Genomic DNA, 16,900 nt, shown 5'->3' with positions numbered 1-16,900 from the left:
TTAGTGAAGACTTTTATAACCTACTTATTTTTTATCTAAATGATAATAGGGTTTATTTTCAATAGTAGCACCTATACTTGAAGCGTATATCCAATTTTTCTCTTCAAGTTGTTTAAAGTTTTCAGCTTTACCCGTCACTATTATGCCTGAAAACTCGAGTTTATCTCCACTACTTGTATTCTCATATTTTTTAGAATAGTTTTTGAGATCTGATAAGATATTTACGTTCTTATAATATATTTCGGAATTCACTTTTAAGTTTTCCTTTATATTGTTTACGAATATTTGTGGAGTATTTAAAATTTCAGGGCTTGTACCAAATTGGTATTTAGTAGGCCAATAAGACGTATCTAGGGTTGTTTGTGTACCTATCCATAACCAATTTTGTTTTAGGTTATTTGGGATCATTGCTTTTATTTCTTTATAACTATAGGATTTATCAAAAGTTATTGCTACTTCAACGAGTTCATTATTTAAACTATTTATATATTTCAGTTCATTGTTAGGAGTTGATTTAACTTCTCCTTTATCGTATTTTACTTTTGTATTATAGAATTGAGGAACTTTTTGTCTAGTACCTCGGTCAAATAGATTATTATTTGCCGATGTTTCATCCGCACTTGTACCAAAAGTACCCGATATACTATAATTCTCTTCAAAACTTGAATATGGAATTTGTACACCATTAATATCTTTATACCTATCAGCATGTACTTTACCAGTGAATTGACCACTTGGATGATAATATAGGCTATCATAGGAAATATTTGGATATGCTACCTCAGAAAGCAGCTCAAAGCTACGATAAGCTTTTTGACCATTTTTAGAAGTGAAATATGTCAGTCCTTTAAAAGTTATTCCGAGAACTAATAGTACTGTTATCAAAGCAATTAGGACTGTTTTAACTAATGTAGCTCTTTTTCTTTTTTTTGCTAATTCTGCCAGCGGATCGCTAAACTTATTTTTTGTCATGTTTTAAATTATCCTTTTCTAAATATTTTTTTAAAGTTCTTCTAGTACGCATAAGTTTTACCTTAATGGTGCTTTGTAGTTGTCCATTTATTTGAGATATTTCTTTAATGGAAAATCCCTGAAAGTAATATAGGTCTATCAGATATTGGTCTTCTTTTTTCAAGTGTAACATTGCTTCGTGTAGTTCAAAAAAATTGTCTATTTCATTGTAATTGAGATTATTTTCAGTAAAAAATTCTTCTTGTAAAATTTCGTAATAGCGTTTATCTCTTCGATACAGATCAATATATCTTCTAATTGCAGTTCGATACATCCAAGCCTTTATTTTATTAAACGGAAGGGAAGGTTCAGATTCTAATATTTGTAAAAAGACGTCTTGAGTAATGTCCTGTGCTTGGTTAGGATCAACACCAGATTTAATAAGATAAGCTATTATTTGATGTGAAATGTCTAATAATTCTTTTTCATAGTCATCTAAAATTGACATTTGACCTCCTTTCATTATTTTATTAACCTTTCTTCATTAGTATAACGAATAAATAATGCCTTTGGTTACATAAAAACAATAATTTTATGGAAAAAATAGGAATAGTTTTTTGCTTTTGGGTTTCTAATTAAACAAAAAATTAAAGCAAGGAATTTCCTTACTTTAAATAAGATTATCTAATTTATCCGCCAAACTCTTCTGTTTAGACGGGTATAAATGTGAATAGGTGTCAATTGTAGTAGTGATAGAAGCATGCCCTAAGCGTTCTTTTGCTACGAAATAATCTTCACCTTGATTAATAAGTAAAGAGGCGTGTGAGTGACGGAAATCATGGATCCTAATTCTTTTAAGGTTAGGATCCCTTTTTAATACCTTTTTATAAAACTTCTCAGTAGTATTCTTAGTGATCACCATTGGGGAGTTCTGAAATATCTGTAATTCATTTATATCACCAGTAATAAAATTGTTAAGCTGTTTATATTGAGTCTTTTTCCAATCTATTAACTCGTCATTTAGTTTTTTTATGTATTGTGATACGTCTCATTCCTGCTTTGGTTTTAGTTGTTGATATATAACTAATACCTTTGCTAATATATATTGATTTTGTAATGTGAATTGTTTGTGTTGTGAAGTCAATATCATTCCACGTTAATGCTAAGGCTTCGCCAAGTCGCATTCCAGTAAAGAACAGGCAAGTAAATAATAATTGATAATTATATTCCTCTGGTTCAAACAAATTTAGAAACTCTTTAAATTCTTCGATTGACCAATAATTAAGTTGAGCTTTTGCAATTGGAAGTTTCTTTAACATTTTAACAGGGTTATTTGTGTAATAACCTTTTTTGATTCCGATATCAAGTATCTTCTTGAGAAGTACCATTATTTTATTAATTGTATTTGGATTAAGTGGCTCATTACTATTTTGGGCAATTGTATTTCGTAAGTATTCTCTATACTTATAGACATCATCATAATCTAGTTTACTGACGTCTTTTACTTTTGAAAAGTAATCTTTTATATGTCGATTATGATTATTATCTTGAGTATTGATATAACTTTGCTTTTTATGATTGATAACATCTTCTTGTTTGAGTAATTGATATAACATGTCGATAGTGATTCGTCCGTTTGAAACTTTTGATTTTAATTCCACACCACGAATATACTGTTCAGCCTCTATAGCTTCTTTCTTAGTTTTAAATCCTTTCCTGACAATCCGTCGCTGATTTAAGGTAATGGGATCAACGCCATTACTGACGTCGACAATCCATCCACCATTCTTTGTTTTACGTATTGCCATAGCTTTATACCTTGGAAGTTAGTTTTTAATCTAATAATTCCTCCGCAATTGTTGCAGGTATAGTTCCAATAGGTTTATTATCATAAACATAGAAACCACGTTGAACGAGGAGGCGTTTTCCCTTACGTATAATGGAACGGGATGTTCCTTCTGAAAAGCCTAAGGTTACTAAATCATCTTTTGTTACGGTTGCTATCATGTGTATTCTCCTTAATAACTATGGTATAATTAAGGACAGGTTGAGGAGTTCCAGCTCCTCGGCTTGTCCTAAGCGTTTCCTTTTTCTTTAGCGGGATTTGGGATGCGCTTTTTTATTTGTGGTAAAATGCGAGGAAGAATATGCTCATCTAAAACACGATTAATAAAATCTGCTTTATTGTCAGTGCAATAGATATCTTCCTCGCCAAAGTGTAATTGAATCTCTTGATTATATCCTGTTTGGTAATAATCTCTATAGTTCAATTCTTTAATTTCTGATAGATTGTAAAATCTATCTGTTTCTTTGTCGTGATTCCCTTTTTTCTTTGAAATCTCTAGGACGTTATTAAACCGTCTGATATACTGGTTTAAATCCTTATTTTGAATCTTTCCAAAGAAAGACTTCAGGGACTGATAATTAGTAATCACAATTAGACGACCAATGACCAGTTTATTCTTATAACGTGCGGATAGGTAAGACTTGTTTAAAGGATCTAAGAGTTTTAACCAGTCTGCTGGCAATAAGCTATCAGACCTTGGGTCATCTAAGAGAATAACTTCTTCACCAAAATACTCATCAAAAATATTCTTAGCACCAGCACTGTACATTTTCCAGTTGAGACCCTCTTCTTTAGCTCTTTTAATAATCTCCTCAATCATTTCAAGTGCTAGAGTCGTTTTGCCAATGCCAGAAGATCCATGTATATAAATAATAGTAGGCTTAAAGCCTCCATTCTCTAACTCCCTTAAGGTTCGTTTAGAAGCAATCTTGCCATAAGCTCTAAAAGCTTCATCAAGTCTTGTTTGATTATAAGACCAAAGAAAAGTTAATTCTTTGTCCGCAAAGATATCATCTTCTGTCAGATTCCCATTAATGATTTCTTGAAAGACTTTATCTAGACTTTCGTCTGATTTTTCTCTTTTAGCAACGGCATAGCGTTTAGAAAAATCTGCTTTGTTATCTTCAATGAAAACTTCATAATCAAATGTTCCAAAAGTTTCCACTTCGTTAGGTGCATATGGTACTCATAGCATCGGCGCTAGATATGACATTGGATGAGATGGTTGGAAATAATAAAAAAATAGAGGATCGTCTTCTTGCAGGATATATTCTAGAAAAAGCTGAAACTAATCCATATTATTCTAATGCCATAAATAATGTAAATTTAATGGCACGTTTATATAAAATCGTTAGGTTTGAATTAGAGAAAGAATTTTTAAGCTCAGAAGATTTAAATTTCATACTAGGTGGTGAACTTGCTATCAGTGACAAGGAAAATCGCAATATCATAAAAATTAAACTAGATAATTATTTTAATAATAAGGTTAATGAGTTAAAAGAGAGTATTAGTGACAGTCTTGACGATTATGATCCAATATTTGGATATTCTTATCAAGAAGAGATAAAGCGAGTGTCTTTAAAAGAACTTCTATCTGATCAATAATTTTGAAAAGATTATTTAATGAGTGAAATGCTAGTAATTATTATAATATTAATAATTTGCGAACCACTTTTGCTAATATATACTCATTTAAAGTTTAAACATTCAATATTTAGAATAAATAAATTAAGATTATAATACATCAAATTTGAATCCGCTTACAAAACATGGTGATATAATATATTTGAAAAGTTGTTAATCTTAAGTAGAGAAAGGATAGTCTATGAAAAAATATTTTGTTAAGTTTTTTATTAATTTTAACTCTACTTCCTACAGTAATATTGTCTGGAACTGCAATTTCAGCTGATACGAAAGTGTATGAACCTCAAACTGCTCAAGGAATTTCCTCACTTCCCGGAACTGTTTTTAGAGATAGAGGAAGTTGTATGGAATTAGTTAAAGTTGGGAAGCTATCTCCAAGAAATTGTGGTTACTCTCAAGGAAGACCAACTGGTGCTAATATTTGGTTAACCCCTAAACAATGGAACTGTGTTGTGAATGCTTATTCAATGCCATTCGTGGTAGCCACTGTACCTACCACATTGGGTGGTGGTGCTATTATTGGAATAAATGCATGGAGAACAATGCTTTCATGTAATAAACTGTAATATATATTAGTTTAGAATAGGGGGATTAGAATGTGGAAAAAAATTTACCATTTTATTTAATATTTGCTATAGTAACAGTAATTAATATTATTTTAGTTGGAGTTCCTAAGTTAACTTTTTTGAGTTTCGGTGTTCCTTTATTATTAATAGTTATTTCATGGATAATCTTTAAATATATTGAATCTAGTATAGGTGGTTTTGAGAATCAGCGAAAAGCTTTTTACTACTGGTTCTTTGTCCTAGTCATACTGCTAGGATGTTTGTTCTTTGTTTTAAATTCTCAAAAACAGCTTGAAGTCAATAAAAAGGAAACTGAATATGAACTTACAAAAGTAAGTCAAGATAATTATGATAAGTTAATTAACTGTACAACTGAAATTGACTCAAAAAAAATTAAAGAACTTATTTCACAAAATAATAATAACATTATTTACATTGGTAGAAGAAGTTGATTGATGATATGACGACATCAAAGTAATTTGATAAATAGCATTACTCTCCTTCATTTGAATAGTCCCTTTAAAATCACTAAAATCTCAAAATTACGTAGTTTTTAACTTGATTTCCAAAACACAAACCTTATTAAATCAACATTTGTTAACTTAAAAAAGGGCTTGGTAGCACTCAAAATCCAGTGTCCTCACGGACGTGCCGGTTCGACCCCGGCCGCCGGTATACTAATAAAGACAAGGTTTTTCGGCCTTGCCTTTTTATTTGCCTTTGTTTTTAAAAGACATGTTAGTTTTCGGTTGATTTTTCTATAATGTCACCGGTTTTAGCATTTATCGTATAGTCGTATTCGTTGTTGTGTGCTGTGAATTTAATCTCATAAGTACTAGTAGTACCATCCATGTCTTTTTCAATAGACATCATTGAGGTATCTTTTTCTTTTATAGCAGCATCTTCTAAAGCGATACTTTTAGCCTTATCTTGCGAAATAGTATCCTTGGTCAGGTCTTTAGTTCCTGATAACCCTTTGTTATCGGTTGATTTCTCTAAAATTTTTCCAGTTTCAGCATCTACAGTATAATCATACTCTTTTTTGTCTGTGTCAAAATCAATCTCATAAGTTGCTTTACCGTCTTCTTTATCAGATTTTATTTGGAAATGAGATGCTTCTTTTTTGGTTAATTTGGCATCTTTTAAAGCAATATCAGTTGCTTTATCCTTAGAAATTTTTTTACTGGAACTACCATCAGAACAAGCTGTTAGGGTTACAGTTGATAGTAAAACGAGACTAGTTGTCATTAATTTTTTCATATGCTCACCTTTTCTAAATCGTAATTGTAATCTATTATATCAAGAAACCACACATATGTAAAAAGATGTGGTCTGTTTAGGGTGCATTTTTAAAAAATATTATTTTTAAAAGAATGACTCTAAAAATAGTTGTTCAAAAATCAATAGAAAAAGAAAGCATGATTAAGGTTCTAGTCATTCAGGTACTATCAAATCACTAAAACCCCCAAAGAAGTTGGCTTTTAACATAATTGTCAAAACACAAACCTTCTTAAATCAAACGTTGTTACCTTTAAAAACTAAACGGTAGGATTAAAAGTCAGAGTTCTAGCGGACGTGCCAGTTTCGTTCTTTGCCCGCGGCCCGGCCCGCCGTTATACTTAAAACAGTAAGGTTTTTGAGGCCGTGCCTTAGATAGCAGATAGGGCTCTATCATCCCTGCGCTGGCTGCACCCACTACAGAAATTATAGAGCCCAAGTTGTATCATCTCTTTTTAGATGTCAGACGATGAAGTGTTTAGTTGTAAAGTTTTGGGGATCCAAACTGTTTTTTCTTGACTTATGTTCCATTTTTTATTGCATTTGACCTCTTGGTAATGCAAAATTAGTCCATAAATCAGTAACTTTTTATTGCTTAGGCATAGTAATAATGGTGTCAGCCATTTCCCAGATAGCAGGATTATGAGTAGCAATAATAATCAATCGGTTTTTATTTTTTAAAGATAAAAGTATTTCCATAATTAGTTTTGACGTTGCCGGGTCAATGGAAGCTGTCGGCTCATCAGCCAAGATAAAAGGTGGATTTTTCAAGATGACTTTAGCTAAGGCAACGCGCTGGGCCTCTTCACCAGACAATTCAAAGATGCGTTTCTTTAAATGAAGATAAGGCAGTCCGACACTTTCTAGAGCTGCTTTTTCTTTTTGCTGTTGTTCTGATTTGCTTAATTTTTGCCCTATCAAACCTAATTTTAAGTTGGCTTCAATCGTTTGATTTTCTATCAGACCAAAATGTTGAAAGAGATAGCCTAATTCATAACGGAAGAAATCACTTGATTTGTACTTGCTTAATTCTTTTTCGCGGTAGAAGATCTTTCCCTCGTAAGATTCTAATTTAGCCATGATATTCATCAGGGTCGTTTTACCGCTTCCGCTTGGACCAATAAGGGCATAGACTTTGCCAGACTCAAGTGTCAGGGAAAGGTGTGAAAATAAGAATTGCTCGCTAAACTGTTTACTGACATTTTCTAATTGAATCATTCTAGGCTCCTTTCAAAATCATCATAGACAGTTTATTTTCTCTTTGCATTTGAATGTGTAATTGTAGCGTTGCTATTCCAATAAATAATAGCAGCACAAAGAGAGCTATTACTATATCAGTTGCTAGAAAAATACTAGTTAGAAAGCCAAGCACATATACAACTATCTGTAAGAAGAGGTAGTTACGGTGAATCTCTAAAAATCGTAGACCAGCGATACGCTTAATAAAAATATCACGTCTAAATTCTTCAAAATACAGTTTATTCATTGTGTTGAACATTAGTAGAGCAGTCAGTATTCCCAAGATTGCCTCGGCAACCATCGCTAATACTTCCCTTTGGATTTTCTTCAATAAACTTTGATGGCTGGCATAACCAGACTGAAATTCGCCTACCCAACTTTCAAGTCCGTATGTTTTAATCAGTTTTTGTGCATCATCTAAATGGTTAAAAAAGAAATAAGATTGAAGTGCCTGCGCCCAAAACGAAAACGCTTGTGGTCCTGTTGATTGGGGTGTTAATACTAGTATTATGGGGTCTCTTAAGAACTGCTGGTAGGCTATTGGTGTTGTATTATAAATGAAGCGATCGTGTCCGGTCTCTAAATACGCTAGGGTTGCAACCATGTCTTGGTGCGCATGTCGACTAGACATTATATCAGTTATATTCTTTTCAAAGGTTGCCTTATAGTGTTTTGTCTCTGATTTGAGATGCTTTGGCAAGAGGAGCACAAATTCTCCAGTAGTCAGGTGAGTCATTTTCTCTTCAATATCAGATGCTACGACGACTTGTTGCTGTTTTAGATAGTTAGGAGTCACTATTAGTACATTTCCCTGTGGATTGTATTTTTCTTGAAAAGTGGGAGGTGTGACATGAGATGAAGCTGGTCCTTGTTGAAGGCCGTGCTCTGCTAAATAGTGGCGAGATAAGAGTGCTCCTTGTTTTGCGACAGCGTGATCAATCACTTTAAACCAGGTTTTTTGCTTTGCGATAGCGTCATCATCAAATCCTGGCCTTATTCCACTTCGTCCCAAGCTTAGGGAAAATAATGCTTTTTCCCTAGACCAGGCTTTATTTCCGTGCTCTTGTTGGTGCCAAGCTTGAGAATAAAGCAATGTCCGACTAACTCCTATAGATACGATAACCACAGCTAATAATTGCCCTAGTAAGATTAAGCTAATGATTCCTCGCACAGGTATTTGGCCTTTTATCACCTGCATGAGATGCACCTTGTGAATGCCAACTGCAAATAGGCTGGCAAAAAGAAGTGATATAGCTAAAAGTGTAAGGTTATACACGACTAATCCCGTAGCAATGGTATAAAAGCCAATGGTAGGAAAGGAAATAAAACTTTTCAATAGGATGGCAGAGCTAAGCCCAAGACTCATGCCAATAAAGCTGTTTAATAAGTCGCAGGCAACGGGGCTCAGAAAAATTTTCCATCTCCGCTCACCTGAAATCAGTTGAATGCCAGCTGATCTCAAAGTCCGAATCTGTCCAATTAAACTAAGTGAGCCAAAAGTTAACGTAAAGATCAATAGGCCGATTAACTGAAAGCCATAGCCAAAGATAGCAGCTAGAATATTTAGATGAGAGGGAGAGGAGATGTGTAGGTTTGTCAAGCCCACCTCACTGAGTGTGTCTCGTAATCTGTCTACGTTTAAGTTCCCTCTAAAAATAAAATAATTAGTCTCTACACTACTCTTTTGCGCGCTTTTCCTTGTTTTTCTAGACAGATTTGTAGGCAGGTTTCCCGTTCCAAAAGTAGAATAGGAAAAAATAGGCGTCCCATCTGAACCAGGTTCTTGATGTTGAATGGCGATAAGGCTGTTTGTTTCTTTTGCTAATGCTGCCATGCTTTTTGAAACGTTAGCAAAGCTAACCTCTCTTGAGGTATCAAATACAGAAACATTGGGATAAAAATAAGAGACATAAGAATCTGACCAAATGTTAAATACCCAGACTAAAAAGAAAGTCACTAATACATTAGATATTAGGACAAACATTCTTTTCATACAGCAGTTCTCCTTTTCTAAAAAGGGACAGAAGTTCTCCTGTCCCTCAAAGGTTTACTCATGATAAGTGACATCGTAAACAGTCACTAAAACTTAGACGAAGGAATTATTTTCCAGCATCAAATACGACCTGTTCACCAAAGTTTGTATTGATAAATGCATAGGATGTGCTACGCGCTCCTGCTGTAGCCGTTCGTTGATTGTTACGTGCGGCACTGCCCACATAGGACCAATGCCAGCTTGAACGGTGATAATAATTTGAAAAAGCTCCCCAATTATTTGGATCATGGTGACCACCATATGTCCAAACTCCCCCTTGATGAGATGCAGCCAGAACTGGAAGAGCAATGGTCAACAACAAAGCAGTAAGTGCTGGCACAAGTACTGTAAACTGTTATCACCTAATAAAAGTTCCTAGCTTGTTCAGTGTCAAGTGTCCCTCATCACAGAAAGTAATTTTTTGATTTTAGCTTATTTTTTGTAACTCTCGTTTGCTCAGTAGTTATGAGGCTTCACCATACAAGCTCTGTTATTAATCTTTATTTAACTTTATAATGTTTTTATTTTATTTATCTCATTTTACTATTTCTCATCATCAACTGCAACTATTATTTAGCATTTTTTAGAGACTTAAAAGTAAACGTTGGTCCATTTCAGGTTCCAGCTAGCTCTGGCCTCACTCTTGAGGTATTTGTCAGTCACTATTTTCTAAAAGGGTAAGGGGAAATGCTATTTTCGCTGGCTGCGAGCTATTTTTAGGTCACTTTTGGTCTTCGTTTTAGTGTACAATAGTCTTGTATCTGTGTGGTGTGAAAGCTATACGAACTTTTTCTGAACTGTTTTTGGGACTCGTGGCTAGTGCATGACATCGGCCAGATTCATGTTTTTTTCGGCAATTGATTTAAAGAAATTGACGGAAATGCTCACGCGCCTTGTCAAGCTAAGGGTCATGAAATGAAAGAAAAACCAACAATAAGGAGCGGTGTTATGTTCACTATAGTTACAAAAAGATTAGAACTCAAACCAATGAATAGGGCGTTTATGGCTTCAACTCATAGCTATGCTAAAGACAAAGAGGCTAACAGCTATATGCTTCATTTGCCCAGCGATTCGATCAAGGAAACAAAAGACTTTTTAATAAACTGTGAACAGAACTGGCAACAGTATTCTGAACAGGAGTTTGAACTTGATTTTGCGATTCTCTATCAGAGCGAGCATGTTGGGGGATTGAACCTTACGAAAATTGCTGATGAGGACTTTGCTGAGATTGGCTGGATTGTAAACAGGGCCTTTTGGCGGCAGGGGATTGCTTTTGAGGCAGCTAAAGCTGCGATGCGGTATTTTTTTGAAAACTTTCATGTTAATCATTTTATTGCGCGCTGTGATAGCCAGAATCAGGCTTCCTATGCCCTGATGGAAAAATTAGGCATGAAGAGGCTGTCTGTTTCAGCTGGGCGATTAAACAAGCAAGCAACAAAAAGTTCTTTAGAATGCTTATATGCCATAGTCCTATAAAAATCAGGTTGCTTAAAATTGCAATTTTGCATGACAATGGTTATAGTAATACGTAAGAGATTTCTCACCGTCTTCATAGATAGCTTGGATGTGACAAAAGATGTGGCAAATCAGTAGGGCTGCTTGTCGTTTGCTTTTGCTGTCGTTTTTCAACAGTTTCTTAAGCGCTTTGCTGTGGTTGCTTGTCTTGTTGTTTAGGTTAGCAAGCAGACAATCTTTGCTTTATGGAGGAGGTGTGGTGCTAGCTGTGAGCCTCTGTTTTTAGGCTATTGGCTGTAATCACTTGATCTGGTGGGCACTTGATGCAGGAGACTTTTTTCCAGGCTAGGGCTTGCTTGGTCTGGAATTTCAACAAGAGCCAGCTAAAAAAACCTAGGTAGCTTGGTTGGCTTTTAAACTGTGTTGTTACTAATAATTGATTTTATCATGGAGGTAGGAGATGACTCATTCCGAAAAACAACGTGTGATTGCTAAGCAATTAGCAGCTGGGCAGTTAAAGACAGTTGCTGCTTATCAGGGTAAAGGCATACCGCAAGCCATTTTAACGCAGATCCGGGATGTGGAGTGGAAAGCCGGTGCTTATTTGTATCAGCAGATTATTGAGGGAGAATTAGCTGCAACAGATTATGTGATTACTTTGACAGATGCTGAGCAAACCTTAATTGGCTTTGCTAGTCTTTTGCAGGAAGATATTATTGAAAAGCCTGATTTTGGTCCTTTTTTATCAACAGTATATGTTGCACCATCACATAGAGGACAAGACTTGAGCCGTTTTTTGGTAGAGGCTATTCTTGCAACTGCAAAAGCCAGTGGTTTCACGGAGATTTATACAATTACTGCTCATCAAGGCTTATATGAAAAATCTGGCTTTCACTTTGTGCGTGAGGTAACGGATCGTTTTGGTCGAAGCATGCGGCTATTACAGCTAGCTTTGTAATCTTTTGCCTTGGCTATATAGGCTGTACTTTAGAGACCCCTTTACTTGCAACTGCAGCAGCGTTACGAGATTTGCCTAAAAAACACAGGCTAGATTAGAATACTTTTCATTTTAAAAAATCTTTATCGTCAGGTTTACCGTAGGGGAAACTGTTCATAAAAAAAGCAAGACCAGTCGTTGTCCTTTAATAGGAAACTAGCTGGTCTTGCTTTTTTATAGTTGTAATCGGGCTTCTGACTCAGTCTTAGATAATAGGGTGATTTTAGTTGGTCTTTTTCTTATTTTTCCGATTGCCTTTTGGTTCTAGGAAGCCTTGGAGCAAGCCTAATAAGCTATCAGATAAGATGGCCATCAAGGCAGTTGGTAGGGAACCAGCAAGGATAATAGCACCGCCATTGGTGGCATTGGTACCACGTACGATAATATCTCCTAAGCCACCACCACCGACAAAGGCCCCAATGGCTGTAATCCCAACAGCAACGACTAGGGCGTTTCGAATCCCAGCCATAATCACAGAGAGCGATAGAGGAAGTTCGACCATAAAGAGACGCTGGCTTTTGGTCATCCCCATACCTTTTGCGACATCAACTAAATCATCGCTGACATTTTTTATACCGGTGTAGGTATTGCTGATGATAGGTAATAAGGAATAGAGAAAAACAGTCGCAATAACGGTCTTTGTCCCTAAGCCCAAACCTAGCATGAGAATGGAGAGCATCGCTAGTGAGGGAATCGTTTGTAGGACATTAGCTGCACCAAGAACCACTTTTCGCAGGGTGAGTCGTCTGGCAATCAAGATGCCCAAAGGAATGCCAACAAGAGCGGCAAGCATTACCCCATAGGCAGAAATGAGAAAATGCCTTAAAAACTGTGTCAAAATATAAGTGCCGTTATGGTTAAAATAGTAGATTAGTTGTTGCCAAAGTGATAAATCACTCATTTTTTATCCCCCTCTTTAAAATAATGATGCTTTTCAAGAAATTGTTTGGCAACTACGGAAGGTTCTAATAATTGGTCGTCCACCTTGTAGTTTAAAGATTGCATTTCTTCTAAGCTAATTTGGCCATCAAGCCGGTGAAGCAATGGCTTTAATTCAGGGTATTTTTTCAAGAGTTTGTTGTTAACAACCATGGAACATTCATAAGGTGGGAAAAAGTGCTTATCATCTTTAAGAATCGTCAAATGATAACTTTTGATGCGCCCGTCTGTTGAATACCCTAAAACAGATTGCATTTTATTACTGGCTACGGCATCATAGACTAGTCCAATCTGCATAGGAGAAATGTGATCAAAGCTAAAGCCATACGTTTTAGTAAAATCAGGGTAACCGTCTCCCTTACGATTCATCCAAGTGCTATCAATACCGACTTTGGCGCTGTCTTTGATTTTTGCCATATCTGAAATGGTCGTAAGCCCATTTTCTTTAGCATAGTCGCTGGTCACCATAAAGGCATAGGTATCAGAAAAGCCGTAAGTGGGAAACCAGGTTTGATCAAAACGTTTGGCAAACTCGCGTTTGACAACTTTAGAGGCTTCCTTGGGGTCTTTAATAGCCGCCATGCCAAGAGCGCCCGTAATATCTGTTCCGGTATAACGGGTGGCTGAAATATCAGCATCGCCACGTAATTGGGCTTGATGTGAGACATTTGAAGAACCAAGATTAGGAATAATAGTTGCCTGGTATTTGCTTTCATGGTTAATGAGCTCAGCGACTACATTGGCCATAATGCTAGATTCTGTCGAACTCTGTGCAGAAACTTTGATTCTCGGTGTGCTTTGGCCGTTAAAAGCAAGATAGGACCAGAAGGCTGCGATAATCACGACCAGTAAGCCTGTGAAAGCGTAGATTTTTTTGCGCATGAGTGATTACGCCTCCCTTCTTTGTTTTGGTACGAGCCGGTCTTCTAATAAGCCAAGCAGATAATCAGACAGTAGTGATAAGGCGATGACAGGAATAGTTCCTCCAATAATTAATTCGGGTTGGAACAAGTTTAGGCCACTAAAAATCAAATCACCCAGGCCGCCTGCACCGATGTAAGAAGCCAAGGTAGCCCAGGCAATGACATAGATAGCTGATAAGCGTACGCCAGCCATGATAACTGGCATTGCTAGGGGCAACTCTACTTGAAAAATGGACTGGATAGGCTCCATGCCCATTCCTTTGGCACTATCTTTGAGCACGGGGCTGACATTGTTTAAACCAATATAGGTATTTCTTAGAATGGGCAAAAGAGAGTAAATAAACAAAGCAACAATCGCAGGTACTTTGCCCACGCCAAAAATTGGGATCATCATCGCTAAGAGTGCTAAACTGGGGATGGTTTGTAGCATCCCGGTAATGCCGATGGTGAGTTTGGCGGCTCTAGGAAAGCGGGTTAAAAGGATACCTAGTGGGATTGCCACGATAATCCCAAAAGCTAAGGCCGTGGCTGAGATGTAGGTCTGCTCCCAGGTTTTTACAAGGAGCCTACTACCGTATTGAGATAGAAATGTAACCATTACCTTTCCTCCTTGTCTTGGTCATTGCTACCCCAGATAAAGTCATAGAGCATGTCCACCAGTGAGGCTCTTGTAATAATGCCTTTAAGTCGTTTGTCTTTGTCAATAACTGGAGCAAATTTGAGGCCGCGTTTGAGGATTCTTTGTGCGGTGTCGCGTAAGATGGCATCTTCTTGGACGCTAAAGGGAACCTCGGTCATGAGATCAGATACTAAAAGGTTATTTTGGTAATAATTACTTAAGGATTCAAGGTCAATAAGGCCAATCAAGCGTTCCTTATCAGTAACTAAGAGAGTATCAACCCGTCGTTGTCGCATGAGGGTAACTGCTTCAGATAACGGTTTATCGGCGGTAATAGCAACAGGATTTTTGACCATGATGGATTTTACCGGTGTAATGTCAGACTGGGCTCGCAGCAGCCGTTCTTGCCCGATCATTTTTTCGACAAAGCTATTGGCGGGATGATGTAGGAGGTCGGTTGGCGTATCTTCTTGAATCATTTTGCCCTTATCCATGACAACAATTTTTGTTGCTAATTTTAGGGCTTCATCCATGTCGTGCGTTACTAAAATGATGGTTTTTCCCATTTTTTCTTGCAGGTTTTTGACCAGATCTTGGATCCCTTCGCGCGTGATAGGATCTAGTGCACCAAAAGGTTCATCCATTAAGATAATATCTTGTTCGGCAGCGAGAGCGCGGATTACCCCGATCCGTTGTTGTTGGCCGCCTGATAATTCAGAAGGGTAGCGTTCTAGATATTCCTCGGGAAGCTCGACCAACTTCATTAATTCTTTAGCTTTGGCCATTTTTTTATCTTCTGGCCATTTTAACAGTTTAGGAACTAAGGTAATATTTTCATAGATGGTCATGTGCGGCATGAGGCCGATGTTTTGAATCACATAGCCGATTTTTCGTCTTAATTGGACCGGATTAAAGCTGGCGATGTCCTTTCCCTTAAACATAATCTTACCACTACTTGGTTTTAGCATCCGGTTAACCATCCGCATAAGCGTTGTTTTCCCGGAGCCACTGGTCCCGATAAAACAAATAAAATCGCCAGGCATAACCTCTAAACTCATCTTCTCAACAGCGACGTTATCCCCGTATACTTTACTGATGTTTTGAAATGCAATGATTGGTTGCTCCATACTTCTCTCCATTTCTTTAAAGTCTCTCAAACAATCGTTGAATTACTTACATTATACTCTATTCTTGTGATAAAATCACATTTGACCTCGTGCTAATCGCTCACAGCAGCTGTGTTTAGCTCGTTTACAGAGCTGTAAACCGACCAAACAGCTTACCTAGCACTTGTTTACAGTCTTCTTTACATGAAGTTGAGGGCTAAGTAGAATCAGTCCGACAGCTAGGCGGTTTAGGCATGTTGTGGCGAGCTAGAGCTGTCAAGTTTTCTGTAGAATGGCCCAGCTGTCAAGCAAGTTTTATGGCAAAGGTCATTTGGGTCGTAAGGAACAATCAGCCCAATGTAAAAGACTTGTCTTCTGTTCGTTTTAATACAGGAAACAAGTCTTATCAGAATGTTTTGTGCCTACCTCATTTAGCGGTAATATCCTTTATCAGTTGGCTTTTCCTCTCAAAAATAGCATTAAGGACAGAAAAACCCATCGCCCAAAAGGTCTATCTTTGACATGGTCAGCTTTTTTCATTAATGGAAGACCATACCACCGTCAACGACAAGGGTTTGGCCAGTGACATAATTAGAATCTGGACCTGCAAGAAAAGCAACGGCATTTGCAACATCTTCGGGTTCAGACAAGCGTTTGAGGGCAATGTCTTTAGCAAATGTTTGCATACCCCATTCATCATCTTTTCCAGCGTTTTTACCGACTTGATGGGCAATGTCATACATCATTGGAGTTTTAACAATACCAGGGGCATAGGCTGTAACCGTAATGCCTTCTTCTGCTAAATCACGCGCCAAGGTTTGGGTAATACCACGAATGGCGAATTTTGTTCCCCCATAGACGGTAAGATTAGGATTTCCGACACATCCAGCTTGAGAAGCGGCATTAATGATTTTCCCACCGTGGCCTAGTTGTTTAAAGTGCTTGTGCGCTGCTTGTGCTCCCCAAATGGTCCCACCGACATTAATCGCAAAGGTTTTTGAGAATTGTTCTTCAGTGATAGTATCAAGAGGAGTTGTAGGGGCAACGCCAGCATTATTAACCACCACATGCAAGTCACCAAAGTGAGAAACGATTTGATCAAAAGCCGTTAAGACCTCTTCACGCGAAGCAACGTTAGCAACAGCGGCATAGGCATCTCCTTCTGGAAATTTGGTAACAGCTGCTTGGGCAGTTTCTTTATTGTAATCCACGATGCCAATTTTAAAACCATCTTTATGAAGTCTTTGGGCAATGGCAAGTCCGATTCCTTGGCCTGCTCCAGTGACAATAGCTACTTTTACCATC

The 16,900-nt window shown here is 37.1% G+C and carries 17 protein-coding genes and 2 pseudogenes; 5 read left to right on the top strand and 14 right to left on the bottom strand.

What is annotated here, in order from left to right; genetic code table 11:
• Positions 1-24: 24 nt before the first annotated feature.
• The 5 genes and pseudogenes from K5J94_RS01220 to K5J94_RS01200 all read right to left on the bottom strand — a co-directional run.
• Positions 25-972 (bottom strand): sigma factor regulator N-terminal domain-containing protein, encoded by a 948-nt coding sequence (locus K5J94_RS01220; RefSeq protein ID WP_159565201.1) that lies wholly within the window; start codon positions 970-972, stop codon positions 25-27.
• Entirely contained in the window at positions 959-1,459 is a 501-nt protein-coding gene (locus tag K5J94_RS01215) for an RNA polymerase sigma factor (RefSeq protein ID WP_159565203.1), read from the bottom strand. Before K5J94_RS01215 ends, K5J94_RS01220 begins: the two co-directional genes overlap by 14 nt.
• A 162-nt stretch (positions 1,460-1,621) precedes the next feature.
• Positions 1,622-2,759 (bottom strand): annotated as a pseudogene (locus K5J94_RS01210) (tyrosine-type recombinase/integrase).
• Positions 2,760-2,784: 25 nt separating this feature from the next.
• On the bottom strand, positions 2,785-2,958 hold the full coding sequence (locus K5J94_RS01205) for a DUF3173 family protein (RefSeq protein WP_221913251.1): 174 nt from the start codon (positions 2,956-2,958) through the stop codon (positions 2,785-2,787).
• 68 nt (positions 2,959-3,026) lie between these two features.
• Positions 3,027-3,977: pseudogene (locus K5J94_RS01200) on the bottom strand (Rep family protein); the annotation flags it as partial.
• Here K5J94_RS01200 and K5J94_RS01195 point away from each other — a divergent pair.
• The 3 genes from K5J94_RS01195 to K5J94_RS01185 all read left to right on the top strand — a co-directional run bounded on the left by K5J94_RS01195 (position 3,977) and on the right by K5J94_RS01185 (position 5,459).
• The gene (locus K5J94_RS01195) at positions 3,977-4,402 is read left to right on the top strand and encodes a hypothetical protein (RefSeq protein ID WP_159565207.1); all 426 of its coding nucleotides are present in this window, start codon (positions 3,977-3,979) and stop codon (positions 4,400-4,402) included. The pseudogene K5J94_RS01200 and the gene K5J94_RS01195 overlap by 1 nt on opposite strands.
• Positions 4,403-4,785: 383 nt before the next feature.
• On the top strand, positions 4,786-5,007 hold the full coding sequence (locus K5J94_RS01190; protein WP_221913249.1) for a hypothetical protein: 222 nt from the start codon (positions 4,786-4,788) through the stop codon (positions 5,005-5,007).
• A gap of 32 nt (positions 5,008-5,039) precedes the next feature.
• A complete protein-coding gene (locus K5J94_RS01185) occupies positions 5,040-5,459 on the top strand; it encodes a hypothetical protein (RefSeq protein WP_221913247.1) in 420 nt (139 codons plus the stop codon).
• Between the two features lie 286 nt (positions 5,460-5,745).
• On the opposite strand, the gene K5J94_RS01180 is transcribed toward K5J94_RS01185, so the two are convergent.
• The 4 genes from K5J94_RS01180 to K5J94_RS01165 all read right to left on the bottom strand — a co-directional run bounded on the left by K5J94_RS01180 (position 5,746) and on the right by K5J94_RS01165 (position 9,896).
• A complete protein-coding gene (locus tag K5J94_RS01180) occupies positions 5,746-6,267 on the bottom strand; it encodes a PepSY domain-containing protein (protein WP_159561580.1) in 522 nt (173 codons plus the stop codon).
• Positions 6,268-6,873: 606 nt separating this feature from the next.
• Positions 6,874-7,503: an ATP-binding cassette domain-containing protein gene (locus tag K5J94_RS01175; RefSeq protein WP_221913245.1), complete on the bottom strand. Its 630-nt coding sequence runs from the start codon at positions 7,501-7,503 to the stop codon at positions 6,874-6,876.
• 1 nt (position 7,504) lies between these two features.
• Positions 7,505-9,517 carry a DUF1430 domain-containing protein gene (locus K5J94_RS01170; RefSeq protein WP_221913244.1) on the bottom strand — a complete coding sequence of 671 codons (2,013 nt, stop codon included), beginning with the start codon at positions 9,515-9,517 and terminating at the stop codon, positions 7,505-7,507.
• A 106-nt stretch (positions 9,518-9,623) separates the two neighbouring features.
• The gene (locus K5J94_RS01165; RefSeq protein ID WP_159547860.1) at positions 9,624-9,896 is read right to left on the bottom strand and encodes a lactococcin 972 family bacteriocin; all 273 of its coding nucleotides are present in this window, start codon (positions 9,894-9,896) and stop codon (positions 9,624-9,626) included.
• A 608-nt stretch (positions 9,897-10,504) separates the two neighbouring features.
• Between K5J94_RS01165 and K5J94_RS01160 the strand changes: the two genes are divergently transcribed.
• Positions 10,505-11,032, top strand: coding sequence for a GNAT family N-acetyltransferase (locus K5J94_RS01160; protein WP_159547862.1), 528 nt, complete (start codon positions 10,505-10,507; stop codon positions 11,030-11,032).
• Positions 11,033-11,471: 439 nt separating this feature from the next.
• Positions 11,472-11,969 (top strand): GNAT family N-acetyltransferase, encoded by a 498-nt coding sequence (locus K5J94_RS01155; protein ID WP_159544654.1) that lies wholly within the window; start codon positions 11,472-11,474, stop codon positions 11,967-11,969.
• Positions 11,970-12,231: 262 nt separating this feature from the next.
• Here K5J94_RS01155 and K5J94_RS01150 read toward each other — a convergent pair whose 3' ends face one another.
• The 5 genes from K5J94_RS01150 to K5J94_RS01130 all read right to left on the bottom strand — a co-directional run bounded on the left by K5J94_RS01150 (position 12,232) and on the right by K5J94_RS01130 (position 16,899).
• A complete protein-coding gene (locus K5J94_RS01150; RefSeq protein ID WP_159561586.1) occupies positions 12,232-12,909 on the bottom strand; it encodes an ABC transporter permease in 678 nt (225 codons plus the stop codon).
• The gene (locus tag K5J94_RS01145) at positions 12,906-13,829 is read right to left on the bottom strand and encodes an osmoprotectant ABC transporter substrate-binding protein (protein WP_159544658.1); all 924 of its coding nucleotides are present in this window, start codon (positions 13,827-13,829) and stop codon (positions 12,906-12,908) included. The genes K5J94_RS01150 and K5J94_RS01145 overlap by 4 nt, the downstream gene beginning before the upstream one ends.
• A 6-nt stretch (positions 13,830-13,835) precedes the next feature.
• Positions 13,836-14,468: an ABC transporter permease gene (locus K5J94_RS01140; protein ID WP_159563950.1), complete on the bottom strand. Its 633-nt coding sequence runs from the start codon at positions 14,466-14,468 to the stop codon at positions 13,836-13,838.
• Entirely contained in the window at positions 14,468-15,616 is a 1,149-nt protein-coding gene (locus K5J94_RS01135; protein WP_159544662.1) for a betaine/proline/choline family ABC transporter ATP-binding protein, read from the bottom strand. Before K5J94_RS01135 ends, K5J94_RS01140 begins: the two co-directional genes overlap by 1 nt.
• Positions 15,617-16,134: 518 nt before the next feature.
• Complete coding sequence (locus K5J94_RS01130; protein ID WP_159547864.1) at positions 16,135-16,899, bottom strand: (S)-acetoin forming diacetyl reductase; 765 nt, start codon at positions 16,897-16,899, stop codon at positions 16,135-16,137.
• Position 16,900 lies beyond the last annotated feature (1 nt).

The organism is Streptococcus halichoeri (assembly GCF_019774635.1).
GTDB lineage: Bacteria > Bacillota > Bacilli > Lactobacillales > Streptococcaceae > Streptococcus > Streptococcus halichoeri.
This window is presented reverse-complemented; position numbering and strand designations above follow the sequence as displayed.